At 71.8% G+C, this 23,964-nt stretch carries 23 protein-coding genes; 17 read left to right on the top strand and 6 right to left on the bottom strand.

Going from position 1 to position 23,964, the window contains the following annotated elements; all coding sequences use genetic code 11:
* Positions 1-8: 8 nt before the first annotated feature.
* A complete protein-coding gene (locus WME83_RS29020; protein WP_437312945.1) occupies positions 9-491 on the bottom strand; it encodes a DUF1348 family protein in 483 nt (160 codons plus the stop codon).
* A 390-nt stretch (positions 492-881) separates the two neighbouring features.
* Here WME83_RS29020 and WME83_RS29025 point away from each other — a divergent pair, with 390 nt between their 5' ends.
* On the top strand, positions 882-1,271 hold the full coding sequence (locus WME83_RS29025) for a hypothetical protein (RefSeq protein ID WP_437312946.1): 390 nt from the start codon (positions 882-884) through the stop codon (positions 1,269-1,271).
* Between the two features lie 173 nt (positions 1,272-1,444).
* Here WME83_RS29025 and WME83_RS29030 read toward each other — a convergent pair whose 3' ends face one another.
* From WME83_RS29030 to WME83_RS29040, 3 genes are all read right to left on the bottom strand, one after another.
* Complete coding sequence (locus tag WME83_RS29030; RefSeq protein WP_437312947.1) at positions 1,445-2,977, bottom strand: dipeptidase; 1,533 nt, start codon at positions 2,975-2,977, stop codon at positions 1,445-1,447.
* Between the two features lie 119 nt (positions 2,978-3,096).
* On the bottom strand, positions 3,097-4,179 hold the full coding sequence (locus WME83_RS29035; RefSeq protein ID WP_437312948.1) for an MBL fold metallo-hydrolase: 1,083 nt from the start codon (positions 4,177-4,179) through the stop codon (positions 3,097-3,099).
* Entirely contained in the window at positions 4,176-4,751 is a 576-nt protein-coding gene (locus WME83_RS29040; protein ID WP_437312949.1) for a TetR/AcrR family transcriptional regulator, read from the bottom strand. Before WME83_RS29040 ends, WME83_RS29035 begins: the two co-directional genes overlap by 4 nt.
* A gap of 451 nt (positions 4,752-5,202) precedes the next feature.
* On the opposite strand from WME83_RS29040, the gene WME83_RS29045 reads away from it, so the two are divergent.
* Positions 5,203-6,582 carry a serine/threonine-protein kinase gene (locus tag WME83_RS29045; protein WP_437312950.1) on the top strand — a complete coding sequence of 460 codons (1,380 nt, stop codon included), beginning with the start codon at positions 5,203-5,205 and terminating at the stop codon, positions 6,580-6,582.
* A 54-nt stretch (positions 6,583-6,636) separates the two neighbouring features.
* Here WME83_RS29045 and WME83_RS29050 read toward each other — a convergent pair whose 3' ends face one another.
* Positions 6,637-8,154 carry a dockerin gene (locus tag WME83_RS29050; protein ID WP_437312951.1) on the bottom strand — a complete coding sequence of 506 codons (1,518 nt, stop codon included), beginning with the start codon at positions 8,152-8,154 and terminating at the stop codon, positions 6,637-6,639.
* 59 nt (positions 8,155-8,213) lie between these two features.
* A complete protein-coding gene (locus WME83_RS29055) occupies positions 8,214-8,624 on the bottom strand; it encodes a hypothetical protein (RefSeq protein WP_437312952.1) in 411 nt (136 codons plus the stop codon).
* 446 nt (positions 8,625-9,070) lie between these two features.
* Here WME83_RS29055 and WME83_RS29060 point away from each other — a divergent pair, with 446 nt between their 5' ends.
* The 15 genes from WME83_RS29060 (at position 9,071) to WME83_RS29130 (ending at position 23,951) form a co-directional block, all read left to right on the top strand.
* Complete coding sequence (locus WME83_RS29060; RefSeq protein ID WP_437312953.1) at positions 9,071-10,204, top strand: phosphotransferase; 1,134 nt, start codon at positions 9,071-9,073, stop codon at positions 10,202-10,204.
* A 39-nt stretch (positions 10,205-10,243) separates the two neighbouring features.
* The gene (locus tag WME83_RS29065) at positions 10,244-11,566 is read left to right on the top strand and encodes an aminotransferase family protein (protein WP_437312954.1); all 1,323 of its coding nucleotides are present in this window, start codon (positions 10,244-10,246) and stop codon (positions 11,564-11,566) included.
* Positions 11,563-13,326 carry a 1-deoxy-D-xylulose-5-phosphate synthase N-terminal domain-containing protein gene (locus tag WME83_RS29070; RefSeq protein WP_437312955.1) on the top strand — a complete coding sequence of 588 codons (1,764 nt, stop codon included), beginning with the start codon at positions 11,563-11,565 and terminating at the stop codon, positions 13,324-13,326. The genes WME83_RS29065 and WME83_RS29070 overlap by 4 nt, the downstream gene beginning before the upstream one ends.
* Complete coding sequence (locus WME83_RS29075; protein WP_437312956.1) at positions 13,307-14,698, top strand: glycosyltransferase; 1,392 nt, start codon at positions 13,307-13,309, stop codon at positions 14,696-14,698. Before WME83_RS29070 ends, WME83_RS29075 begins: the two co-directional genes overlap by 20 nt.
* 51 nt (positions 14,699-14,749) lie before the next feature.
* Positions 14,750-15,595, top strand: coding sequence for an SDR family oxidoreductase (locus tag WME83_RS29080; RefSeq protein WP_437312957.1), 846 nt, complete (start codon positions 14,750-14,752; stop codon positions 15,593-15,595).
* Positions 15,592-16,287 (top strand): DUF1349 domain-containing protein, encoded by a 696-nt coding sequence (locus WME83_RS29085; protein ID WP_437312958.1) that lies wholly within the window; start codon positions 15,592-15,594, stop codon positions 16,285-16,287. Before WME83_RS29080 ends, WME83_RS29085 begins: the two co-directional genes overlap by 4 nt.
* 35 nt (positions 16,288-16,322) lie before the next feature.
* Positions 16,323-17,519, top strand: coding sequence for an MFS transporter (locus WME83_RS29090; RefSeq protein ID WP_437312959.1), 1,197 nt, complete (start codon positions 16,323-16,325; stop codon positions 17,517-17,519).
* The gene (locus WME83_RS29095; RefSeq protein WP_437312960.1) at positions 17,516-18,511 is read left to right on the top strand and encodes a methyltransferase; all 996 of its coding nucleotides are present in this window, start codon (positions 17,516-17,518) and stop codon (positions 18,509-18,511) included. The genes WME83_RS29090 and WME83_RS29095 overlap by 4 nt, the downstream gene beginning before the upstream one ends.
* 20 nt (positions 18,512-18,531) lie before the next feature.
* Positions 18,532-19,383, top strand: a complete 852-nt coding sequence (locus tag WME83_RS29100; protein WP_437312961.1) for an endonuclease/exonuclease/phosphatase family protein — start codon at positions 18,532-18,534, stop codon at positions 19,381-19,383.
* 26 nt (positions 19,384-19,409) lie between these two features.
* Positions 19,410-20,048 carry a sugar O-acetyltransferase gene (locus tag WME83_RS29105; RefSeq protein ID WP_437312962.1) on the top strand — a complete coding sequence of 213 codons (639 nt, stop codon included), beginning with the start codon at positions 19,410-19,412 and terminating at the stop codon, positions 20,046-20,048.
* Entirely contained in the window at positions 20,045-20,800 is a 756-nt protein-coding gene (locus tag WME83_RS29110) for an HAD family hydrolase (protein ID WP_437312963.1), read from the top strand. The genes WME83_RS29105 and WME83_RS29110 overlap by 4 nt, the downstream gene beginning before the upstream one ends.
* A 2-nt stretch (positions 20,801-20,802) precedes the next feature.
* Positions 20,803-22,524 carry a glycoside hydrolase family 13 protein gene (locus tag WME83_RS29115; RefSeq protein WP_437312964.1) on the top strand — a complete coding sequence of 574 codons (1,722 nt, stop codon included), beginning with the start codon at positions 20,803-20,805 and terminating at the stop codon, positions 22,522-22,524.
* A 274-nt stretch (positions 22,525-22,798) separates the two neighbouring features.
* Positions 22,799-23,263, top strand: a complete 465-nt coding sequence (locus WME83_RS29120) for a cupin domain-containing protein (protein ID WP_437312965.1) — start codon at positions 22,799-22,801, stop codon at positions 23,261-23,263.
* Between the two features lie 177 nt (positions 23,264-23,440).
* Positions 23,441-23,608, top strand: a complete 168-nt coding sequence (locus WME83_RS29125) for a ribbon-helix-helix protein, CopG family (RefSeq protein WP_129581665.1) — start codon at positions 23,441-23,443, stop codon at positions 23,606-23,608.
* Complete coding sequence (locus WME83_RS29130) at positions 23,598-23,951, top strand: hypothetical protein (RefSeq protein WP_061624660.1); 354 nt, start codon at positions 23,598-23,600, stop codon at positions 23,949-23,951. Before WME83_RS29125 ends, WME83_RS29130 begins: the two co-directional genes overlap by 11 nt.
* Positions 23,952-23,964: the final 13 nt, after the last annotated feature.

A 23,964-nucleotide genomic window follows, 5' to 3' on the forward strand; every position in this document is an offset into this window, starting at 1 on the left:
GGACCTCCCTACAACCCGAGCTCGGTCAGCCCCGGATGATCGTCCGGACGGCGTCCGAGCGGCCAGTGAAACTTCCGGTCCTCCGCCGCGATGCGCACGTCATTGATGCTCGCCTCGCGCCGCCGCATCAACCCATGCGCGTCGAACTCCCATTGCTCGTTGCCATGGGACCGGTACCAGTTGCCGCTGTCGTCGTGCCACTCGTAGGCGAAGCGCACCGCGATCCGGTCGCCCGTGAACGCCCAGACCTCCTTGATCAGGCGGTAGTCCAGCTCCCGCTGCCACTTGCGGTGCAGGAACGCCTCGATCGCCTCCCTGCCCTGGAAGAACTCGGCCCGGTTTCGCCAGCGGCTATCGACGGTGTACGCCTGAGCCACGCGCGCGGGCTCCCGGCTGTTCCAGGCGTCCTCGGCCAGCCGCGCTTTGCGGGCGGCGGTCTCGGCGGTGAAGGGCGGCAACGGCGGACGCGACGCGGCGGGATCCTGGCTCACGGTGCACCTGCGCGAACCATCGTCGAATCTCCCGTCCCGGGCAACCCCTTTTCGCGCTCGGGGGGCTCTCCCGCTCTCCTCCTCCAGCCCACACACGCGGCTGCCGCTCGGGCTCGCTGTCCCGGGGAATCGTCGCCGCGGGCCGCGGGCGCGCCGAGAGCCGCGACGGGGCTTGACCCTCGCGCGGTCGAGGAGAACTCGTTAGAGTTGCTCTGCGCTCGGAAGCGCCCGCACGCTCGATGGAACGATGACCCTCCCGAATGCACCTCGGCGACACGACCGCGGCGCGGGCTGCCGGCCCCGCGGCCGCAGCGAGCCCGCTCCTCCGGAGATGGCCGGCCCGAACGGCGCGGCGCCGGCGGCGGGCCCTCGCGCACGGGGCGCGGGGCCGTGAGCTCCGATCCGCCGGGCGCCGACTACCTCGACGCGATCTTCGCGGCGATCCGCGGGGGCGCGGCCCAGCTCACGGCGATGAAGGCGTGGCTCGGCAGCGCCCAGCGCGCCGCGTCCTCGTCGTCGTGGCGCTTTCAGTTCCTCGCCGCCGCGCGCGCGGCGCACCGGCGAGCCGGCGCCTACCTCGACGAGACCGAGGAGCGGCTGCGCCGGCTCGGCCCCGACGATCAGGTCCCGGCCCCGCTCGACCAGCTCCCGAGGAACGTCGCCGCGATGCGCGCGGATCTCCGCGCCGAGGAGCAGCACCTGCATCGCCTCGAGACGGAGGCCACCGCCCGGCACGAGCCGAGCAGCGCTGGCGCGCGAGGGAAGCGGAGCGCGTCCTGATACCGCGGGTCAGGAATCTGCCCCGCGAGAGAAGAGAGATTTCAACGCAATGGCGCCAAGACCGCAAAGACGCAAAATTAACATTGTTGTTTTGCGCCTTTGCGTTGAAATCTCTCCCGGATCCCTGGCCCGACAACTGGCTCGAGCGGCAGCGGCACGGGCCCTGAATGCGCTCAACGCGCCATGATGAGGTCCATGCCTCCTGGGGGGGCCGGCGGGCTCGCGGGCTTCGCGGCCTTCGGGCCCACGGCGGGCGCCGGGGGCGACGGGCCAGGAGGCGGCAAGAGCGGCCTCGGATCCACCGCGGCGGCCGGCTCCGGCGCCGCGGAGGGCAGCTCCGCCGCGGTGAGCTGCCGCGTGCTGCCGTCGCCGGAGAGCGACGTCTCGGTCGAGGCCGCATAGGCCTCGGCCTGCTCGAAGATCCGCAGGAAATTGCCGCCCAGGAGCTTGAGGATGTCCTCGTCCGAATAGCCCCGCCGGACGAGCTCCAGCGCCATCATCGAGCGCCCGTCGATGCCGGCGAGCCCGCCCGGGAGCGCGCCATCGACATCGAAATCCGAGCCGAGCGCCACGTGGTCGACCCCGGCGATCTTCACCAGATCGTCGATGTGGTCGGCGATCCGCGCGCTCGGCGGCAGCTGGATCGGCGCTTCCTGGGCCCTGAGCTTCTCGATCTCGCCGCGGGCGCTCGCCGCGTCGCCCGGGGCGCGCTCGCTCAGCTCCTTGAGGCGCGCCCCGTGCTTCTGCAGAAACCGACCTGCCTGCTCCGCGTACGCCTCGTCGAGGAAGAGGGCCCAGAAGTCCACCATGGCGACACCGCCGTTCGTCGCGAGCGCGCGCAGCAGGTCGTCGCCGAGGCGGCGGCGGTGGTGGGCCTCTGCGCGGACCGAGGAAGAGGCGATGATCGGCGCCTTCGCCACCCGCAGGACGGCCCGGAAGGTGGCCTCGGACGCGTGCGAGACGTCGACGAGCATGCCGATCCGCTGCATCTCGCGCACCACCTCCTCGCCGAAGGGCGAGAGGCCGCGGTGGCGCGCGATCGCGGGCTCGAGGGCGCCGCCCGCGGAGTCCGCCCAGTCGTTCGTGCTGAGGTGCGTGAGGGCCATGTAGCGGACGCCGAGGCGATGAAAGGAGCGCAGCGCAGACAGGGAGTTCTCGATGGCGTGTCCCCCCTCGATGCCCATGAGCGCGGCGACCCGGCCCTCGCGCTTCGCGCGCCGCACGTCCCTGGCGCTCCTGGCGAGCACCAGGTCGGCGCCGTGGCGCTCGATCTGCCGGTGGATCCCGTCGATGAGATCGAGCGCGCGGCGCGCGGCGCCGCCGCGCAGGCCGGCCTGCTGCACGGAGAGCGCGCCGACGTGGATCGGAAAGAGCTCGCCGGCGACGCCGGCCGCCTTGAGCCTGGCGAGATCGGCGCGCGCGGCCTCGCGGCTCAGGTTGGTGACGTCGAACCGGCCGCCGACGACCGGAGACGGGATCCCGTTGTGGCCGTCGACGAGGATCGCCGCCGCGCGCAGGCGCGCCGCCCGCTGCTCCGGGCTCTCCGGGGCCGCGGGGCCCTCCGCGGCGCCCGGCGCCGTTGCGGCCCCGGGCCAGGGCTCCTCGGCGGCCGGCGCGTCGGACAGGGGCGTCGCCGGCGGCGCAGGAGGGGCACAGGCCGCGAGCGCCGCGGCGGCGAGGAGCGCGAGGCGAGACAACGTGCGCACGGCCTCATCGTATCACGCGCACGCGCGGCGCACGCGCGACGCACGGGCGGCGCGAGCGGTCGAGTCCGCTCGCCGCCCGGCGAGATGCGATGCGGCGCCGCGGGCGCGCCGAAGCTGGATCAGCGCGGGAGGGGCATCCACGCGCCGTCGGTCGGAACGTGGATGTGCGCGGGCAGGCGCTTCGTCGCGGCGCGCTGAACGAACGCCGTGACCGGCTCGCGGTAATGGGCAAAGGTGGTGTGGTGGATCGGGATCACGTGGCGCGGGCGGAGGAGCGCTGCGGCCGCGACGGCTTCCTCGGCGTCCATCGTGCGGAGCCCGCGCGCGCCGTCGACGCCGACCGCGCCGAGGTGCGGCAGCCACAGGTCGATGGGCGCGAAGCGGGCCGCCACCGCGCGCATGGGATCGGTGAACACCGAATCGCCGGTCCAGTAGATCGAATACGGCGTCGCGCCCTCCCAGCGCAGCACATACCCGTTGCCCTTTCCGAGCGTCGCGTCGAGCGCCGCATCGTGGGAATGGTTCGCCGGGACGGCGAGGATCCGGAGGCGGCCGGCGCGGGTCGGAATGACCGTCTCGCCGTCCCAGTCGAGCGGCGTCAGCCTGGTGAACCCCGCGGCGCGCGCGGCGTCGGCCGCGTCGGGCGGCAGGACGAAGGTGACGTCCTTCGGGAGGGTCTCTCGCGCGACCGCATCGAAGTGGTCGGCGTGGTTGTGGCTGAGGAGGATGACGTCGAGTCGCCCGAGCGGCTCCGCGGGAGGATCCGTGTAGCGGGCGACGGGCGCGTTCTCGACGCCGGTCGACGGGTGCTTCGGGAGGACGAACGCGGCAGGCCCGCGCGGCCCGAGGACGGGATCGGTGAGGAGCCGGAGCCCGTCGCGCTCGAGGATCGCCGTCGGACCGCCGCGCCACTGGAGGCGCCCGCTCGATGCCTCGGCGTCTGCCGGCGCGCCGGCCGACGGCCCGGCACCCGCGGAAGCGGCGGCCGGCGGGGCGCTGGCGTCGGCGCGGTTCGCCGGCGCGCACGCGGCCAGCAGGAGCGCGAGCAGCGGCGCGGCGAGGGCGGCCGCGCGCGCGGGCGGCGTCCGCGGGGGGCGCGCCGACCGCTGGGCGGGGCGGGGCTGCGCACCGGCGCGGTGAGGGCTAGAGGGCTGCTCGGCATGCGGAACCGACATGCTCGGGACACACGGGATCTGGTTCATCGTCGTCGCCTCCCTGGCCGCGCGGTGGCGAGGAGCACCTCGGCGAGGGAACGCGCGCGCGCGGCCGCGCCCGGTCCCCCCTCGCGGACGGCCGTCACCGTCGCGCCGTCGATCAGAAGCAGGAGCTGCGGCGCCAGCGCGGCGGCGTCCGGCGCGCCGGCCTCGCGCAAGAGCCCCTCGAGATAGTCGATGAGCCGCTGCTTGTGGCGCTGCGACGCCTCGTGGGCGGGGTGGCTCCGGCTCGCGACCTCGACCATCGTGTTGAGGAACGCGCACCCGCGGAAGTCGTTCGCGGCGAACCGCTCGGAGAGCGCGTCGAAGACCGCGAGCGGCCGGTCCACCGGGTCGCTCGCGAGGGCCTCGACGCGCCCGGCCAGCCACGCGCGGAAGCGCGCATCGCGGGCGTCGAGCACCGCCACGAGCAGCTCGTCCTTGGTCCGGAAGTGGCGATAAAAGGTGGCCTTGGCGACGCCCGCCTCGGCGATCAAGCGATCGACGCCGACGGCGCGGTACCCCTCCGCGTAGAAGAGGCGCTCCGCGACCTCGAGGATGTGGCTCCGGGCGTCGCTCACGCCCCTGTTTTAGACAGACAGGTCTGTCTTGTCAAGGGCGCATGATGTCGAGAGGATTCGGGCAGCGTTCGCAGAGAAGCGCCAGGACCGCACAGGGGAACCCCCCCCGCGCCCGGGCGCTGGCCCGCGCGGAGCGCCAGAGCGACGCATGCCACGCGCCGCTCGTCTGAACACATGGCCGCGCGCGAGGCCTCGATATGTCTCAGGCGCAGCCGGTCACCGGGCGGCCGCGGCGCACGGCACGCGCGGTTCCGCGCGGCGACACGAACGTTCGAGCAAAAGCGGCTCGCGAACGCGAAATGCAGCTCGCGCGCGCCGATAAACTGAACAACTTGACTATCGGTCTCGCCGTCCTAACCTGAGCTCGTTCACCATCGTCAAACGCGGCGCGTGACCCGCAGAGGGGTGGCTCGTGAACTCCGGACATCTGGTTACGCCCAAGCTTCGGCTCGTGAGGCCGCTCGGACAAGGGGGGATGGGGAGCGTCTGGGTAGCCGACCACCTCTCCCTCGGGTCGCAGGTCGCCGTGAAGTTCATGGCCCCGGGGATCGCGCAGAGCGCCGCGTTCGCCGAGCGCTTCCGGCGCGAGGCGATGACGGCGGCGCAGCTCAAGAGCCCCCATGTCGCCCAGGTGTTCGATCAGGGCGTGACGGAGGCGGGGGTGCCGTACATCGTCATGGAGCTGCTCGAGGGCGAAGATCTGAAGAGCCGTATTCATCGCCTCGGCCCCATGTCGCTGCACGAGCTCGCGTGCGTCGTGAGGCAGGTCGCCAGGGCGCTGGGGCGCGCGCACCTGCTCGGCATCGTCCACCGCGACATCAAGCCGGAGAACATCTTCCTCACCGACATCGAGGGCGAGGGCGAGCTCTTCGTCAAGGTGCTGGACTTCGGCGTGGCCAAGCAGCCGGTGAGCTGCGATCAGGGCATGACGTCGACGGGGAGCTCGTTCGGGACGCCGCTTTACATGAGCCCGGAGCAGCTCCTCAGCGCCAAGCACGTCGACTTCCGCGCGGATCTGTGGGCGCTCGGCGTCGTCGCGTACTACGCCGTCACCGGCCGGGTGCCGTTCGCAGGAGAGACCCTGGGCGCGCTCTCCGTGGCCATTCACGCCGGCGTGTTCATGCTCCCCAGCGTCATGAGACGGGAGGTGCCGCACGCCTTCGACGCCTGGGTCACGACGGCGCTGCAGCGCGATCCGACGGCGCGGTTCGGGTCGGCCAGAGAGATGGCCGGCGCGCTCGATCAGGCGCTCTTCGGTCTCGCGCTCGCTCCGACGCTCGCGGCCGGCGCGCTCGCCGCGCCGCTGCAGTGGCCGCCCCCGTTCCCGCCGGCAACATGGGCGGCGCAGACGCAGGTCCCCGACAGCGCGGGGCCGCCGCACAGCGGTGGCCGGGCGCGGACGTTCCACGGCCTCGCCCTGTCGCGTCCGCGCGCCGGACGAGGCCGCGCCGGGTTCCGGCTCGCGGCGGGCGCCGCGCTCGCGGGGGCTGCGGCGCTCGGGCTCACCGTCTTCTTCAAGCAGGGTGACCTCCAGGCGCAGGGCTCGCCCGCCGCCGAACGCTCGGCCGCGCTCGACGCGCCCAGGCACCAGGCGGCGCCGCCCGAGCCGCCGCGGCCTGCCCAGGCCACGCCGCTCGCGCGACCCGCAGAGGAGCCCCGGCCAGCACCGACCAGCGCTCCGCCCTCGACGCCGCCCCCGCGCCCGGCCGCCTCTCTCTCGCCGTCCCCTGCCTTGCCTGCGCCCGTGACGGCCAGGCGAGCCGCTCCGCCGAAGCCGGGGCCCGCCGCGACGCCCAGCGCGCGGACCCCCGCGGACAGGATCGGCTTCTGAGCGGCTCGCCTTGGCGCGGCGCCGCGCTTCTTCAGGGGACGCGGATCTCGACCTTCAGGGGACGCTCATCTCGAACGCCACGCTGTAGTTCGGCTGGGCCTTGCCCGTGACCGAGCCGACGAACGGATCCGAGTCGCGCAGCTGACCCCAGCGCGTCGTGCCGCCCGGCATGGCGTTCGCCTCGCCGTCGGTCGTCGCCGCGTAGCCGACCATCACGCCGGAAGCGGGGAGGTTGCGCGCCGTGATCACGACCGAATCGCCGTCGATCTCGACGCCGGAGATCTCGATCCGGGTGTTGCCGCTCCAGAGCTCGAAGCCGCGGCCCTGCGCCCACTCGGTGAGCGCCTTCTGGTGGGGAGACGGCATCGCCGTGTCCCAGACGAGCGGCGGCACCGGGACGTGGAAGCGCACGGTGACGACGTTGCCGCTGCGCTCGACCCGCGTCGGCTGGAGCGGCTGCCAGTCCTTCCCGAGGACGACCTTCTCGAAGTAGACCTGGCCGTATTTCTCGCCGAGCTGCTGGTACCCATTCGCGTTGAGGTGGATGTGATCGTTCGCGTACGGATACTGGTACTTCGGACCCGAGCAGAGGATGTCTCCCGGGTGGCTCACGCCCACGTGCCACTGCGCCAGGGTCGACGTCGACCGCGAGCCCACCTCGAGGTGCACCGAGTGCTGCTGGGACACCAGCATCGGGATGCTCCGCGTCTGCCCGGTGAGCGGCGGGATATCGTGGTTGTAGTCGGACCACACTTTGACCAGATCGTCCTCGTAGGTCGGGCTGCCGGCGTCGGACTCGCCGTGCGTGATGATGATGGCGCCGACGCCGAACGTCTTGCCGGCCTTGCTGGCGAGCTTCGCGATCGCCTCGGCCTCGAACAGGGTCGCCGCGTAGGCGCGGCCCATGGTCGTGTCGCCGCTGACCACCTCGGCGGCGCCCTTCCGGAGGACGCTCATCGGCTGCCCGCTCTCGCCGACGACCGTGTGCACCGTGACGTGGTCGCCGATCATCGCGGCCTTCGCCAGCGACGAGATCTGATCGGCCATCGCCGTGTGCGGCGTCTCGCCGTAGAGGTTCTTCGGGTAAGCGCTCGGGTACGTCGTCGCGAAGGGGCGGATGGGCTCGACGAGCGGCACCAGGGAGAGGGCGCTGCTCTCCGGATCGAACGGGGGCACGCTCGCGTTCCCGAGGGACAGCTTGAGGTTGTCGAAGCGCTGCCGCGTCCCGATGGGCGGGTTCGCCTCCGCGCCGACCGACAGGCTCTGTCCCGTGCCGACGATGCCGGTCCAGTCCCAGGCCGGCGCCGGCGTCACGCTGCCGCCCGAGCCGCCGGTGCCCGCCGCGTCGCCCCCGGTGCCCGCGCCGCCCCCGCCGTCCGCCGCGCCGCCGGAGCCGGTCGAGGCGCTGGCGCCGCCGGCGCCGCTCCCGCTGCTCGTCGCGCTCTGGCCGCCGGAGCCGCCGTCGCCCCCCGCGCCGGAGGAGGAATCGCTCGATGAGTCGCACCCGATCCCCATCAGGAGAAGGACGAGGATACCCGATGAGCCAAGGCCCAAGAACAAAGCTTTTCGCATGAATGACTCCTTGTCGCCCACGAGCTGGTCCGCGCGGTCCCAGCGTCCGTGAGCGTGGATCACCGGTCTCCGCGATCGAGGCGGCCCTGCGGTGCTGCGGGGCGATCCGCGCTGGCGTCAGGCACGGCTGTCGAGGGCCGCGGCGCGGGGCCGCGGGCTATGATGCGTCGTAGGCGCGCAGGAAAACAAAACCGGTTCAGTTTGTCAAGCTTTCTGGCGCCGTGTGGTCGTCGACGTGGCTCATCGCCGGGCAGGCCGCGCAGCTCCCGCTCGCGCCCGACATGGGGGCTCGGCTTGCCGAGGAGCGTGCGCGCCCCCTCGCCGATCTCTCGCTCCTCCTCGATCCAGCAACGCCCGTCCCGCTCCACGACGTGGAAGCGCACGTCGAGCAGCGCCCGCGTCAGCGCGTCGACGTGGACGCCCTCGCGCCGGCTGTCCGCGCGGGCGGGCGCGGCCGCCCGATCCAGCACCTCGCCGATCGGTCGCGCCGTCGCCCGCGCTGGCTGCACGAGCCGTGCCCGTCGAGGTTGGTGGGCGCCGGACCACCGGAGACACCATGCGTGCGGGCGAGAAGCAGGTCAAGCGGTGGATACGAGCTCAAGGACTTGCGGAGGAGGAAGCTCCTATCGGCCGCTCGAGCTCGTGCACATCCTGGGCCCCGGCCTGAAGCGCGGCTGTTGCTCGATGGCGCAAGTCATCGCTCGGCCGCGCCAACCCTACGCCACAACCAGCGGCCACGCGCATCGTTGACGGCGTGGATCCGCGTGGCACGCGGGCTGCCGTGGGTGGCACGCGGGCTGCAGTGGATCGATAGACCTGGCGCGAGGACAGGAGAGCAATCGACGTGATCGGCCGTGGAGCGCGGGAGAACACGTACAGATTCAGGCCTCCCCGGACCAGCCCACCCAAGGACGTCATGCGCAGCGAGACGGAGAGCCGTGCGACGACACGAACAGAAGGCCTGCCAGCAGCGGGCCGTATTCCCCCCGGCACCGAGGAGTGGGTCCGCACCGTGCTCAGGACATGCTGGGGAAGCCGATGGGCCGATCTGCCGGTGAACCCCCTGTCGGTGCAAGACGCCGAGCCACTCAGCCACACAGCCGGCCTGTGGCACATCGGCTCCGGCGGAGCCGGACATGTCCTGAAGGTCCAGCTCAACCGCGACGCGGCGCGCAGGCCCGAGTTCTATCCGCTGAAGGCAAAGGTCATGGCACACTGCCGGGCCCACGGCGTGCCCGCCCCGGAGGCCGTTCCGGCCGTGGACGGCAGCACCAGCGTTTGGTGCCACGGGCTCGTGTGCGAGCTGCTGCCCCTGTGTCCGGGCATCGCGGCCCGCCGCAGCACGCCCGCCCAGGCCGCCGCCGTGGCGCGCGCCGGGCTGGATCTGCGCTACGCCCTGGACCGGCTGCCTGACGGTGTCATGGCGGACCTGGCCTCCATCCCTCTGCCACGGATGGTCGAGGAGGAACGCTGGCCTGCCGCTCTGGCGGACGCCGAGGAACGGCTCCTGCCGATGGCGGAGCGCCGAGACGACGCATGGTCGCGCGCGGCGGCCTCCGCGTTACGCGACCTCATGCCCGCGGGAGCCCTGGTGCGTCAGGCCGGGATCCCCGTGGTCGGCGAGCCGCCCGACAGGCCGTCGGTCGTCCACGGCGACCTGCACTATCACCATTTCCTGCTGTCCGCCCCCGGCGCACAGCCGGCCGTCCTGGCGATCCTGGACTTCGACAACCTGCACGTCGGCGACCGGCTGCTGGATCTGGCCTGGACCGCGGAGACGACCGGACGCGTGGCGGAGCCCTCGGCGCGGCCCGACTGCCTGCGCGCCTTCCTGGCAGCCGCCCGCGCGCGCGGCCTGCTGCAGCCCGGCGAGGAGGGGCTGCTGATGCCGCTGCTGCTGGCCCACTCGCTCCTCACGATCGTGGACATCGCCAAGGACATCCTGGTCCGCGGCATCCTCAGCCGCTTGTGGATTGAGTACTTCGAGCTGCTGTCACCGACCCGAAGGCTTCATCTTCACGCCTTGCTTACGGCCAGTCGAGCCGCCTGAGCCGTCACTCACCATCTCACCCATCACACGGAGTTCATCATGAGCTATGATACGGCTGCGTCCGCCACGTGGCCCGCCGACCTGTCCGCTTATTGCTTCGAGGTGCCGTACTCCTCCGACACGGTGCTGTTCGACTCGGCGAAGGGAATCCGCCTGTTCGACACCGCGGGCCGGGAATACCTCGACGGCCTGTCCGGTGTGTTCGTCACCTGTTTCGGCTACGACTGTCAGCCGATCATCGACGCGATCAGAGACCAGCTGCGCGTGCTGCCCTTCAATCCGCCGCTGCACGGCGTAAACCGCCCCGCGCTGGAGCTGGCCCGCTCCCTGGTCGCGCTGGCTCCGGCCTCGATCACCGCCGCCAAGCTGGTCAACGGCGGCTCGGAGTGCGTCGAAGCGGCCATGCGGCTCGCCCGGCTGTACCACCGCACCCACGGCAATCCCGGCAAAATCAAGGTCCTGAGCCACTACCACGGCTACCACGGCTCCACCTTCGGGTCGCTGTCCTTGACGGGGCGGCCCGACGTCGCGCGGTTCGGCCCCGGCGTCCCGGGCATGGTTCACGTGTGGCCCCCGGACTGCCTGGAGGAGTTCTGGGGCGTCGATGCCGAGGTCGCTCAGCATCTCGCCGCCTCGATGATCGAGCGGACCATCCAGGCGGAAGGTCCGGATTCGGTAGCCGCCGTCATCGTCGAGCCCGTGATCCACCTGCGGGGCATGGCCATCTCCACCACGGCCTACCTCTCCCGGCTGCGGGAGATCTGCGACCGATACGGTGTTCTGCTGGTCTTCGACGAGATCGTGACCGGCTTCGGGCGCACCGGGCAGCCCTTCGCCGCGCAGACCTTCGGCGTCAGCCCGGATCTGCTCTGCGTCGGCAAGGGGATATCCGGAGGATACAGCCCGCTGGCCGCCGTGCTGATGTCCCAGCGGGTCGCGGAGATCCTGGGCGAGCCGGGCAGGCCGCGGTCCTTCGCGCCCTCGCACACGTACGCGGCCAACCCGATCGGGTCCGCCGCCGGTGCCGCCGCCGTGCGGCTGTTCCAGGAAGGCTCCTTCCTGACCCGGATCCGCAGCCTGTCGCACTACATCGAGCCGCGGCTGCGGGCCACGATCGCCGGGCGCGGTGCGCTGCGCGCCATCGGCCTGCTCTACGGTGTCAAGCTGGCCGCCGACGGCGCTGATCGCAGCAGCAGCGGTGCCAAGGTCGCCCGGGCGTGCCTGAAGCGAGGGCTGGTCATCCGCGGTCAGGACGACTGGCTCGCCATGGCCCCGGCCTTCGTCACCAGCGAAGCCGACGCCGACGCCATGCTGGACATCCTGGGCGATGCCCTCGACGAGGTCTTCGGGGGTCGCCCGTGAGCACGCTGAGAGAACGTTTCGAGCAGCCGGCGCTGGCTGCCCTGCCCAAGCTGACGCCGCACGAGCGCGCGCTGGTGCACCGCGAGCTCGCCGAGATCGCCCAAGGAGGTTACGACGGGCCCCTGGTGGAGGAGCTGCGCAAGCTCGCCGCCGCGGTGCCCGAGAGGGCCTATGACGACGGCGCCCAGGTGCTGCTGCGCATGCACGAGATCGCCGGGTCGGGCAATTTCCAAAGCTGCCTGTCGTCCCTGCCGCTGATCCGCGCCTGCTTCGCACTCGACCTGGTGCCCGAGGGCGGAGATGCCCCGGCCGAGCTGATCGTCGGCCGCGGACACATCGCGCCGGGCTTCTATGCCGAGCGCTACGTCCGGGGCTCCTTCCCACTGGCCCCCCTCACCACGCTGCACGAGGGCGGGCTGACCGGGGTGATCCACCGGGACCTCGGCTTCAACAACACCATGCGCTACAGCCTCGGCGTGGGCGTGGCCCAGGCCGTCAGCCTGTCCATGGACCTGGCCCGGCGAGGGGACGATCGCAAGGTGGTCTGCCTCGCCGGCGACGGCGAACTCCAGGAGGGCGTGACCTTCGAATGCCTCCGCTTCGCCTACGAGATGGGCCTGAGCAACCTGATCCTGGTCGTGGACGCCAACGGACGGGGCATCGAACCCTTGCATAAACCGCTCAACCCCAAATACCTGGCGAGCTTCCTGCCCCACGTCGTCGAGGTCGACGGCCAGGATAGCGAGGCCATCCAGCGCGCCCTGGGCGCCCTGCTGAGGCGACCGGGGTCCGCCGCGCTGGTGTGCCGTACCCGCAAGGGCGAACACAGCTTCAAACCGGCCAACGCCGCCGGGAAGCCGGATACACCGTCCTTCGCCGGCACCAGCGGCCGAATGCTTGCGGCATACCAGCGGCGCACGGGCCGGGATCTCGCGGTGTTTACCGCCGACATGGCAGCCCGGTTCGGCCTGCGGGGGCACCTCCCGTACAGCAATACCGGGCTTGCCGAGACCCTCAGCGTGGGCCTGACCCTCCAGCTGCCCGAGGACACCCTCAAGGTCATCGCCACCGATGCGATGTACTACATGGACTCCCTGAGCATGGTCACGGAGGCCAGCACGAGTGTCCGCAATCTGCTGGTGCTGGCAGGCCGCAGCTGGGGCGCCTGGGGCGGCGCGCACAACGCGACAAATCTGCTCGGCCTGCTGCTGGGGGTCCGGGTCTATGAGCCGGTCACGCCCGCGGAGTTCGACGCCGTCCTGGACCGGCTGGCCGCACACCCCGGCACCGCCCACGTGGCCAGCATGATCGACGCCAGGTTCGATCCTCCCGGCATCGATTGCTCCTCACGGCTGGACGGCTCGGTGTGGATGACCCCGCCCGCAATGGCACGCCCGCAGGCGGCGCTGGTGACCTTCGGATATGCGTCCGTCCTCGTCGCCGAGGCCAACCGGGACGTCGGCCTGCCGCATCTGCACTGCGCGGCGCTCGACCCCGAGCTGGACCTCGACACCCGCGCCGCGCTCGCCGGCTGCCGACGGATCATCGGCGTCGAGTACAACGGCGCCCAGGGCGGCTTCGGTGAACGGCTGCGCGCGAAGTACCTCCTGCCCATCGAGGTGCACGGCATCCGGCACGACATCGCCAACCGCGTCCACGCCCGGCAGCTGGCGCTGCACGGCATGGACCCGCAGACGCTGCGCGGGCTGCTCGCTCGGCTCGACGCCAAGGAGGTGGACCATGCGCCTGCACACGCATGATTACCGCTCCGCGGACATCGGGGGCATCGTCGACGGCGCCATCCTCATGCACCAGGAAATGGCGCGCCTGCTCCCCCAGCGCGCCCAGGTATCCTGGCACGATCTGACCCGCGGCCCGGCCAGTATCCACCACGCCAGCCGGGGCGAGACCGTGTACGCGGGCAGCGGCCCGTACGCCTTCCTCTACCACTGCTGGCGCGAGTGGGCCGGCCGGACCTTCCGGATCGTTCGCGAGGTGCACACGGCGCTGTGGTCCGGCTACTGGGCCCAGGAGGAGCTGTGCTCTCCCCTGCTCCAGGACCATGACCTGGTGCTCTTCCCGACCGAGTACACGCGCCGGCTGTACATCCGCGCCTTCCCGTCGATCACCGAGGCCAATTCGGCGGTCGCCTACCCGATGCTGGACCGGTTGCCCCACAGGCCCGCGGCTCCGGTCCGGTCCGCGCGCGAGCCCTTGCGGATCGGCTATCTCGGCGCCCTGTCCCTGGCGAAGAACTTCGACCAGGTGCTGTCGGTCTTCGCCCGCTGCTACCGCGAGAGCGGCGGCCGGGCGAGCTTGGCGTGCGCGGGCAAGCCCAACCATCCGCGGTGGGAACCCGGCCCAGTGCGCGAGCAGCTTGCACAGCAGGGCGTGCCGCACGATGCGGTCCGACGGATCGGGATCCTGGACCAGAGCGAGCTCGCCGCCTTCTTCTCGAGCATCGACGTCCTGCTCTTTCCGAGCACGGCGTCCCGGGAAACCCTCGGTCGGGTGGTGCTCGAGGCCCTCGCCCACGGGGTGCCGGTGCTGGCCGCCGACATCGGCCCGGCCGTCGAGCTGCTGCCCGCCCGCAACCTGGTGCCCACCGTGCTCGACGCCACCACCGAGTTCAGGATGAGCAGGTCCGAACCCCTCGGCCGGATCGACGAGGAGGCCTTGGCCGACAAGCTCCTCGGCCGCGACTTCGCACCGGCCCAGGTGCGCTCTCGGCGACCGTACGAGGAGCGGACGTTCCTGGACGCGCTGGCGGGGACCGCGGCCCTCCCCCAGCCCCGTGCAGACGGCCAGGCGGCGGACCATGACCGAACCGTGGCCGAGCGGCTCAAGGTACTTCCGCGGGCCGACGTCGACCTGTCCAGGGCCCTGCGGCGAGCCGAGCGCCTGTTCATCGACTACTTCCAGCGGCGCGACGCCGATGTCCTCGCGGCGATCGAGGCCCTCGGCGAGGAGACCGGCGGCGATCGCGAGGAGCTGCGCCGGATCGTGACCCAGCCGGAGCGCAACCTGGCCGACTACCGGGCGTTTCCCCGGCTGATGGACGCGCTGGTCCTGCCGCCGCTGACGTACTCGCTCGCTCCCGAGCCGGTCGGCGCGCCCACCCTCACCCGCTGAGCCGCGACCGGCAACACCGCATCACCAGACCTATCAGCCAAGGGAAAAGAGATGAAGGACTCAACGAGCGTACGGGCGCTGAACGACATCGCCGGCAAACGAGCGCTGGTCGTCGGCGGCGGCCGGGGTATCGGCGCCGCCGTGGTGGAGGCGCTGGCCGAGCTGGGCGCCGACGTGGTCGTGGTCGACACCGACCGGCTGCCCTCGGCCTTCAACCAGTACGAATCGACCCAGGTCAGCGGCTTCGCGGACGCCCGGAAGCTGGCGGCTCGGCTGACCAAGGCCGGGCTGAGCGTCCGCGCCGTGGAGACCGACGCCACCGACGAAGCGGCGGTCCGCCGGCTGTACGCGGACCTGGGGCAGGACGTCGGTCGGCTCGACGTGGTGGTCAACGCCTTCGGCGTGACGCATGTCAGCCCGGTCGAGCAGATGGCGCTGGCCGAGTTCCAGCAGGTCATCTCGGGCAACCTCGACGGAGTGTTCCTGTCGTCGAAGTACTCGCTGCCTCTGTTACGGGCCGCCGGCGGCGGGGCGATCGTGAACTTCTCCTCGGTCTCCGGCCGCGCGGGGTTCGGCAAGGTGGCCCACTACTGCGCCGCCAAGTTCGGGGTCATCGGCTTCACCGCCTCCCTCGCCCTGGAGGTGGCCAAGGACCACATCCGCGTCAACGCGGTGTGCCCGGGGATCATCCGCACCAACATGTGGAGCTATCTGCTGTCGGCGTTCACCCGGCCCGGCGAGACCGAGGAGGAGTGCTGGGAGCGCATGCGGCGGATGGTGCCGCAGGGCCAGACACAGACCCCTCAGGACATCGCGCAAGTGGTGGTGTTCCTGGCCTGCGCCACCAAGATCACCGGCCAGGCGATCAGCGTGGATGGAGGGATGACGGCGCCGTGAGCACTGCCCCTCTGAACTCCGCGCACGGCGGACCGTACCCGCCGCAGCAGCACCGCGACGCCACGGCTGACGGGCTGTCCGCCGCCACGGATGGCCCCCCCGGGGACACCACGGAGGACTACGGCGGCCGCTGGTCGTGGTCGCGCGAGCCGGCCCGCTGGTCACGGGCGGACGGATCCCCGGGCTCCCTGACCGTCGTGGCCCCCGGCCGCAGCGATCTGTTCGCGATGCCCGGCCACTACGACGTCGATCGGTTGCCGCTGCTGCAGCGGCCGGTGGACGGCGATTTCGCCGCCTGGAGCAGGATCACGGTCGACGGCGGCGCGTTCGGCGACGCCGGCGGTATCGCCCTGCACGGCGAGGACGGCTGGCTGAAGGTGTGCGTGGAACGGACCCGGACCGGCGGCTGGGCCATGGTGACGGTGCTGTCTCGGCCGGAGTCCGACGAAGCCATGGGACCGGCCCTGGACGGGCCCGCGGCGGATGTGATGGTCACCCGTGAAGGCCGCAGGGTCGCCGTCCTCTTCCGGCAATACCGTCACGAGGACTGGCGCTTCGTACGGACCTACCTCGCCCGGACCACGCGGCAGATGCGGCTCGGCATCTTCGTTCAGGCCCCGTTCTCCGAGGCCGCCTCGGCGCAGTTCGAGCCCATGCGGCTCAGCCCGACGGCATGGCGCGACCAGCGATGACGCCGCCCTCGCCGCTCCCGTGGCTCCTGCTCGCCGTGCAGCTGCTGCTGTCGGTGCTGCTGGGCGTCGTCACCGGGGCCCTGGGGGCCGCGCTGCCGCTGTTCAGAGACGTCTACGAAATGCCCGCGGCGAGCGGGACCGAGCTGGTCGTCCTGTACAACCTCGGTGCGCTGGTCTCGATCGCGCTCTGCGGGCCGAGCCGGAGGCAGGCGCTGACGCGGCGGGCCGTGACGCTGGTGCTGACCGCCTTCGCCGGCGGATGCGCGGGGATGGCCTACGCGCCCACGTGGCCGACGCTCAACATGTGCGCCGCCGTGTGCGGAGCCGGTTACGGCGGGCTGGTCCTGCACCAGAACACGCTCTTTGGCCGGTACCCCGGACGCGCCGGGTTCGTGCTGCTGAACCTGCTGCACGCGAGTTTCGGTGCGGGCGCGGTGCTGGGGCCCGTGCTGGTGGGCGGACTGCACCAGGTCTCGAGCCTGCTGCTGGCCACCGCCGTGCTGGCCGTCGCGCTCGTCCCCTGGGCGGGAGCCGACGGCTCCACGCCCCGGGCGGCAAAAGCCCTCGCTGCGGCGGAGTCGGCCGCCGCACCGGTCGTGGCCGAGCACCCGGCCCCCGGGCGGTTCCTGGCGATCCTCGGCCTCGCCGCACTGGCCTACGCCGGCATCGAGAGCTCGATCGGCGCACTTGAATCCACGCATCTGCACGCCATCGGCCACTCCTCGGCAGACGCAGCACGGCTGAGCGGGCTGTTCTGGGCCGGGCTGGTGGTGGGCCGCCTGGTGCTGCCGTTCACGGCACTTCGCCTCGCCCCGCCCTGCGTGGTCCTGCTCTGCCTGTCGGCCGCGGCCGCGGGTCTGGTCACCGCCGCCAGCGGATGGGCGGCCGGGGCCTACGCGGTGACTGGCGTAGCCCTGGGCCCGGTCTTCTCCACGCTGCTGGCCTGGGCGAACGCCACCCTGCTCGTGCCGCGGCGGGTCAGCACCGTGCTGCTGCTGGCCAACCTGTGCGGCAGCGGCCTGCTGCCGTACCTCATCGGCCTGGTCACCGATCCCCGGCGACCGGTCCTGATCCCCCTGTCGATCGCCGCATTGACGCTGCTCACCGGCATGGCGGTCGCGGCCGCAGCCCGACTCGCCCGGGCCGCGGCCGCGGATCCAGCCGGCCCCTGTCCCCCCGGCGCCGCCGTTCAAGGCGGTCGGCCAATGACGCAAAAGGAGTACACCGCATGACCTCGCCCCAGCCCATCACGGATCTGTTCTGGGCGCACTGGAAGACAAAGACCATGCTCAGCGCCATCGCTCTAGGGGTGTTCACCGAGCTGGGCAAACAGCCGTTGTCCGCCGCCGAAACCGCCGACCGGCTGCGCATCGCCCCCGCGGCGGTGACCGATTTCCTGGACGCGCTGGTGGCCCTCGGCCTGCTCGACCGCGCCGACGGCCGGTACACCAACGCGCCCGGGTCCGCGCAATACCTGGACGCGAACAAGCCGGCCACCTATCTCGGCGACAGCTATCTGGCCCAGTGCTCCGGACTGGCGGACGACCTGACCGGTGTGCTGCGCACCGGTGAAGCGCTGCGCGGAGCACGCGACGGCCAGGACTTCTACCAGACCGTCTACGGCGCCGCCGAATCCACGCGCGCCTTCCAGCGGGACATGACAGCGCTGAGCATGGGGTCGGCGCTCGCGATCGCCGAGCGCTTCCCGTGGCAGCAGTACCGCACCCTGGCCGACATCGGCTGTGCCGAGGGCGCGCTCACCGGCCAGGTGCTGCGGCAGCATCCCCACCTGACCGCGATCGGCTTCGACCTGCCGCAGGCCGGGCCCGGCTTCGAGGACCACACCCGCAGCCTCGGCCTCGCCGACCGGACAGCCTTCCAGCCGGGTGACTTCTTCCGCGACCCGCTTCCTTCCGCCGATGTCCTGGTGCTCGGCCACATCCTGCATAACTGGGGTCGCGAGGAGAAGCTGCTGCTCCTGCGCAAAGCACACCAGGCGCTTCCCCAGGGGGGCGCGCTCCTGATCTACGAGACCCTGATCGACGACGACCGGCGCCGCAACGCGGTGGGCCTCATCCTCAGCCTGATGATGCACGCCGAGGTGCCCGGCGGATACGACTACACCGGCGCGGAATGTCGGGGCTGGCTCGCCGAGGCCGGATTCCGCGAGGTGCGTGTCGAAGAGCTCGACGGTCCCGAAGCCATGATCGTGGCGATCCGGTGAGCCGGCAGGAAGGTGCTCCCGTGATCATCGACCGTGACGCACACACCGATGTGGTGATGTTCTGGAACCTGCACGAGGGTGGCATCGACCGCCTGTACGGCGACAACCGTCGCTGGCACCTGCAGCGCGGCCTCATCTCCGAGCTACGTCCCCGGGTCCTGATGACCGCCGAAGGCTGGGCCTGGCATTTCGGCGAGGAGGCGTACTTCAAGGATGCCAAGGCTGCTCTCGGCATGGACGGCGCCCTGTTCACCGCGAAGACCGGCTGCAACATGGCCATCTTCTGGGAGCGCGGCGCCGAGGTGATCGCGGTGGAGCCGAGCCGGCCGGAGCTGGCAGCCTGGCACGGTCACGGCAGCGTCACCCTGCGCCTGCCCGGCTGGTCCCACCCGCTGCGCTTCGCGGTGGCCCACCTGGATCCGTTCAGCCCCGTGAACCGGTTGATCGAATCCGACCGGCTGCGCCAGTTCGCCGCCCCGGGCACGGCCACGGTGCTGGCGATGGACGCCAACACCGTGCCGCCCGACGACCCGGAACCGGACTGGACCTCCGTACCGCCGCACCGCCGCGCCGACCACCTGATGCCGGGAGACAAGCACGCTGACCGCGCCCCGCTGCAACGGCTGCTCGGGGCCCCCGACGATCCGCTGTTCATCGATGCCGGCGCCCACACCGGCGACCGCAGGCCGACCTACGGACTGCGTCCGCCGGGCGGTGCGGCGCGCCGCAGCGACGTCTTCCTGCTCTCGCCATCGCTGGCGGGATCGCTCGAGTCCTATCAACCGGTGGACGACGCACGGCTGGCCCCCTCCGACGGCACACCGGCCGCCTCCGACCACCTGCCCATCACCCTTCGGCTGCGCCGCCGATGACGACCACGAAAGACCCAGAAACACCCATGGCTGACATCGACACAACCGGCAACACCCCGCGTGAGACGCCCCGGGAGGGGATCGACGCGCTCAAGGCGCGGATGGCCTCCGGCCTGCCGTACAACGCGCTCGACCCGGTGCTGCGCCCGTACCGGAGGCGCTGCATGGAGCTGCTGGACACGTTCAACAGCACCGGCTTACCGGATTTCGCGGCCCGCGAGGACATCCTCGGTGACCTGGTGGACGAGCTCGGGCCGGGAGGCTGGGTGATGCCACGGTTCGTCTGCGAATTCGGCTTCTTCATCCGGATCGGCGCCAGAACGAACATCAACTTCGACGCGGTCCTGCTGGACTGCGCCCCCATCACGGTGGGCTCCCACGTCATGATGGGTCCCAGGTGCCAGCTGCTCACCGGGAATCACAGCCTGGATCCGCAGCTGCGGCGCGCCGGCTGGGAAGAGGCCCGCCCCATCACCATCGAGGACGGGGTGTGGCTCGGCGCGGGCGTCACCGTCCTGCCCGGCGTGACCATCGGTCGGGACACCGTCGTGGGCGCGGGGAGCGTGGTGACCACGAACCTGCCGCCCGGCGTGATCGCGGTGGGCAACCCCGCCCGCCTCGTCCGCCACCTGTCCCCCTCGGACGCGAGGAGCGTGACCCCATGAGCGCACGGGTGCCCGCCGCGACCGACCCGGTGAAGGCGGTGATCTTCGATCACGACGGAGTCCTGGTCAACACCGTCGCAGCCGACTTCCTCGCGTGCTCCGCGCTCTTCGCCGAGCACGGCACCGTTCTCCCGGCGACGCTGTGGGCCCGCGAGGTCTGCGGCCACGCCGACGGCTACTCCCGGCTGTTCGACATCCTGCTGGCCTCCGCCGGCCACGGCCACACCCCAGAGCGGCTGCGCGAACGGCTCACCGAGCTGTGGGACAGGCATTTCGTCCCCGAGCACGTGAGCCTGATGCCCGGCGTGCGGGAGCTGCTGGCCCAGCTGCGCGACGCCGGAACGGCCCTGGCGGTGGCGTCGTCGTCGGACGCGGGCTGGGTGCGCAGGTGGCTGCTGTACTATGATCTCGAGCGCTACTTCGACGCGGTGGTCACCGGAGACCAGGTCCGGCGCAGGAAGCCCGACCCCGCGGTGCACCTCGCAGCAGCAGCCGCGCTCGGCGTGGCTCCCTGCCACTGCGTGGTCGTCGAGGATTCGCTGACCGGGGTCGCCGCCGCACGAGCGGCCGGCATGCGGGTGATCGCCGTACCCACCGAGCTGACCCGGATGTGCGACTACTCGGCCGCCGACCAGGTGCTGCCGGGCCTGACGGACGTGGACCCTGCGCGGTTGTTGCTCGCGCCCCCGGACTCCCGCCCTCCGCGAGCGCATACCGCACGACGGACCGCACCCGATACGGAGGGACCCTGAGCGTGGCGGCGACCACCCCGCATCCGACAGCGACCGTGCCGTCCACCTCCACCGCGGCGCAGTGGTGGCGCAACGCGGTGATCTACCAGATCTACCTGCCCAGCTTCGCCGACGGCGACGGCGACGGGATCGGCGATCTGGCCGGAGTGCGCTCTCGCCTGCCCTACCTCGCCAGCCTTGGCGTCGACGCCCTGTGGTTCACCCCCTGGTACCCCTCTCCGATGGCCGACGGCGGATACGACGTGGCCGACTACCGGGACGTCGCCCCCGTCTTCGGCACCCTGGCCGAGGCCGAGCGGCTCATCGCTGAAGCCCTGGAGCTGGGAATCCGCACGATCATCGACGTCATTCCCAACCACGTCTCCAGCGCACACCCCTGGTTCCGGGCAGCGCTGGCCGCACAGCCGGGCAGCCAGCCCCGTTCGCTGTTCCACTTCCGACCCGGACGCGGACCCGACGGCGGGCTGCCGCCCAACGACTGGCCCTCCGAGTTCGGCGGGTCAGCCTGGAGCCGCAGCGACGGACCCGCCGGCGCCCCAGCCGAGTGGTACCTGCATCTGTTCTCACCCGAGCAGCCGGACCTGAACTGGGCCAGCCCCGCCGTCCGCGCCGAGCACGAAGACGTGCTCCGCTTCTGGTACGACCGCGGCGTCGCCGGCGTCCGCGTCGACTCCGCGAGCCTGCTCACCAAGGATCCCGCGCTGCCGGATCTCGCCGCCAACCCCGATCCCCACCCGTACATCGACCGGGAGGACGTCCACGACATCTACCGCTCCTGGCGCCGGATCGCCGATTCCTACGCCGGCGAGCGGTTCCTGGTAGGGGAGCTGTGGCTGGACGATCCCCGGCGGTTGATCCGCTTTTTGCGGGCCGACGAGCTGCACACCGCCTTCAACCTCGCCTTCCTGCGCAGCGCGTGGGACGCGGCCGGCACGCGCGCCTGCATCGACGCCACCTTGGCCGCTCATGCGGCGGTCGGCGCCCCCGCGACCTGGGTCCTGTGCAACCACGACGTGACTCGGACCGTTACCCGATACGGAAGGATGGACACCTCCTTCGACTTCGCCACCAAGGCGCAGGCCCACGCCGCTCCGGTGGACCTCGCGCTCGGCGCACGACGCGCGAGGGCGGCCGCCCTGCTCACCCTCGCCCTTCCGGGCAGCGTCTACCTGTACCAGGGGGAGGAGCTCGGCCTGCCCGAGGTCGAGGACCTCCCCCCAGGGCGGCGTCGCGACCCCATGCACATCCGCTCCGGCGGCACCGACCCGGGCCGTGATGGCTGCCGCGTTCCCCTGCCCTGGTCCGGCGCGGCTCCGCCGTTCGGCTTCACCCGTCAGGACGCCGAGCCGTGGCTGCCACAGCCGCCCGGCTGGGGCGCGCTCACCGTCGAGGCGCAGGACGGCGTGCCGGGCTCGATGCTGGAGCTCTACCGTGCCGCCCTGCGGCTTCGGCGCTCGCTGCCTGCTCTGCGGGACTCCGCGCTGGAATGGCTCTCCGGCGACCCAGGAGTCCTGGCCTTCGCCCGAGGCGGGCTGCGGTGCATGGTCAACATGTCCAGCCGAAGCCTGCCGGTGCCCGCGGGGTACGAGGTGCTGCTCACGAGCCACGCGCTCGACTGCCGGCGCCCCGGCGACCTGCCACGGCTGCCACCCGACACCGCCGTCTGGCTGACCGACAGGAGGCGCCCGAGCCTGTCGAAGCGCTGGTCGCGCAGCGGAGCCTGACCGCGGTCATCCGTGGCGGCCAGGGTGTTGCCCGGAGGCCGGCCCTTCAAGGGGACGCGGGGCCGGCCCGCCCGACGAGACCGAGGTGAACGGGCCCTGGAGAACGAGGATGCGATAGGTGAACTCCACCGGACATCGCCGCAGTCTCGCCGCCCGTCGGGGTCGACGCCGATCACGCCGATGAAGAGCACGTCGACGATCGATGCGGTTGCCGACCGTCTCTCTGCCTCGGTAAGCTCCGCGCCATCCCAGCCCAGAAGGAGGGCTACTCCCGATGAAGAAGATCGACATCGCTCAGGCCCCGACGCGCCTCGGCACCGCGTATCCGGCGCCGTACGACGCCCCGTGCCGCGAGCGGGCGCGGTGGCGGCTCGGCATGGCGGCGGGGCTGACGCAGTTCGGCGTCAACCTGCTCCGCCTTCCCCCCGGCCAGTGGTCGAGCCAGCGCCACTGGCACCATGCAGAAGACGAGTTCGTCATGGTGCTGGAAGGCGAGGTGGTGCTGGTCACGGACGGGGGCGAAGAGGTGCTGCGCGCGGGCGACTGCGCCGGGTTCCGCGCCGGAGATCCCGACGGACACCACCTGCAGAACCGCTCGGATCGCGAGGCCGTGCTGCTGGAGGTCGGCGCGAGCATCCCCGGCGATGTGGCCGAGTACCCCGACATCGACCTGCGAGCCCTGCCCGACGGCTACGTCCGCAAGGATGGGACGCCCTATGACGGCCGGAGGGTACGCTGACCACCACGACGCCCGCGCCTTCGCGGGCACCATCGTAGCGCTCGACAGCTTCAACAACGACGGCAAGCCCGATCGGTCGCCGCGGCGCCACGGCGGTGCTTCACGCCCGCGGCCGCGCGCCCACCGCCAGCGGATCGCCTTGACGTTAGGATGCTAGCATCCTATCATGCTGTGCACATGGCGGACGACGTGAAGCAGTTCAACGTGTATCTGCCCACCGAGCTGATTCGCGAGGTCAAGCATCACGCGGTCGACACCGAGCAGTCGCTCTCGGCGATCGTGGCCGCCGCGCTGCGCGCCTACCTCGACGAGCAGCGACGCAAGCGGAGGAAGCATGGAGACTGAGGGCATCGAGGGCCTGCTCATCGAGACCCACAACTGGGGCAAGACGGTCGCGTTCTGGCGGGGCCTCGGCTACGAGCTCGATTTCGAGACCGATCACCACTCGGGCCGCCTGCGCCACCCCCGCGGCGGTCCCTACATCTTCGTCGCGGAGCGGCCGCGCGACCGCGCGCTGCAGGTCCTGCCGGTGGTCGCCGTCGCCGACCCCGCGCGGTTCTCGCCGCCGAGCGCCGGCGCCGTCCTTCGCCCGTTCGAACCGCAGCACTGGCGCGCGCTCGAGATGCTGCTCGCCGACCCCGACGGTCGTCCGCTCAGCGTGCAAGCGCCGCTCGCGGCGGCGGAGTAGAGGAGAGGAACAT

The organism is Sorangium sp. So ce385, assembly GCF_051474135.1.
In the GTDB taxonomy this organism is placed as follows: Bacteria; Myxococcota_A; Polyangia; order Polyangiales; family Polyangiaceae; genus Sorangium; species Sorangium cellulosum_D.

Bases quoted from the DNA above. Each gene is read 5' to 3' on its own strand.
- WME83_RS29035 (WP_437312948.1), bottom strand. From the start codon at position 4,179: ATGAACCAGATCCCGTGTGTCCCGAGCATGTCGGTTCCGCATGCCGAG.
- WME83_RS29050 (WP_437312951.1), bottom strand. From the start codon at position 8,154: ATGCGAAAAGCTTTGTTCTTGGGCCTTGGCTCATCGGGTATCCTCGTC.
- WME83_RS29060 (WP_437312953.1), top strand. From the start codon at position 9,071: ATGCGCAGCGAGACGGAGAGCCGTGCGACGACACGAACAGAAGGCCTG.
- WME83_RS29065 (WP_437312954.1), top strand. From the start codon at position 10,244: ATGAGCTATGATACGGCTGCGTCCGCCACGTGGCCCGCCGACCTGTCC.
- WME83_RS29075 (WP_437312956.1), top strand. From the start codon at position 13,307: ATGCGCCTGCACACGCATGATTACCGCTCCGCGGACATCGGGGGCATC.
- WME83_RS29080 (WP_437312957.1), top strand. From the start codon at position 14,750: ATGAAGGACTCAACGAGCGTACGGGCGCTGAACGACATCGCCGGCAAA.
- WME83_RS29095 (WP_437312960.1), top strand. From the start codon at position 17,516: ATGACCTCGCCCCAGCCCATCACGGATCTGTTCTGGGCGCACTGGAAG.
- WME83_RS29105 (WP_437312962.1), top strand. From the start codon at position 19,410: ATGGCTGACATCGACACAACCGGCAACACCCCGCGTGAGACGCCCCGG.
- WME83_RS29110 (WP_437312963.1), top strand. From the start codon at position 20,045: ATGAGCGCACGGGTGCCCGCCGCGACCGACCCGGTGAAGGCGGTGATC.
- WME83_RS29120 (WP_437312965.1), top strand. From the start codon at position 22,799: ATGAAGAAGATCGACATCGCTCAGGCCCCGACGCGCCTCGGCACCGCG.
- WME83_RS29125 (WP_129581665.1), top strand. From the start codon at position 23,441: ATGGCGGACGACGTGAAGCAGTTCAACGTGTATCTGCCCACCGAGCTG.
- WME83_RS29130 (WP_061624660.1), top strand. From the start codon at position 23,598: ATGGAGACTGAGGGCATCGAGGGCCTGCTCATCGAGACCCACAACTGG.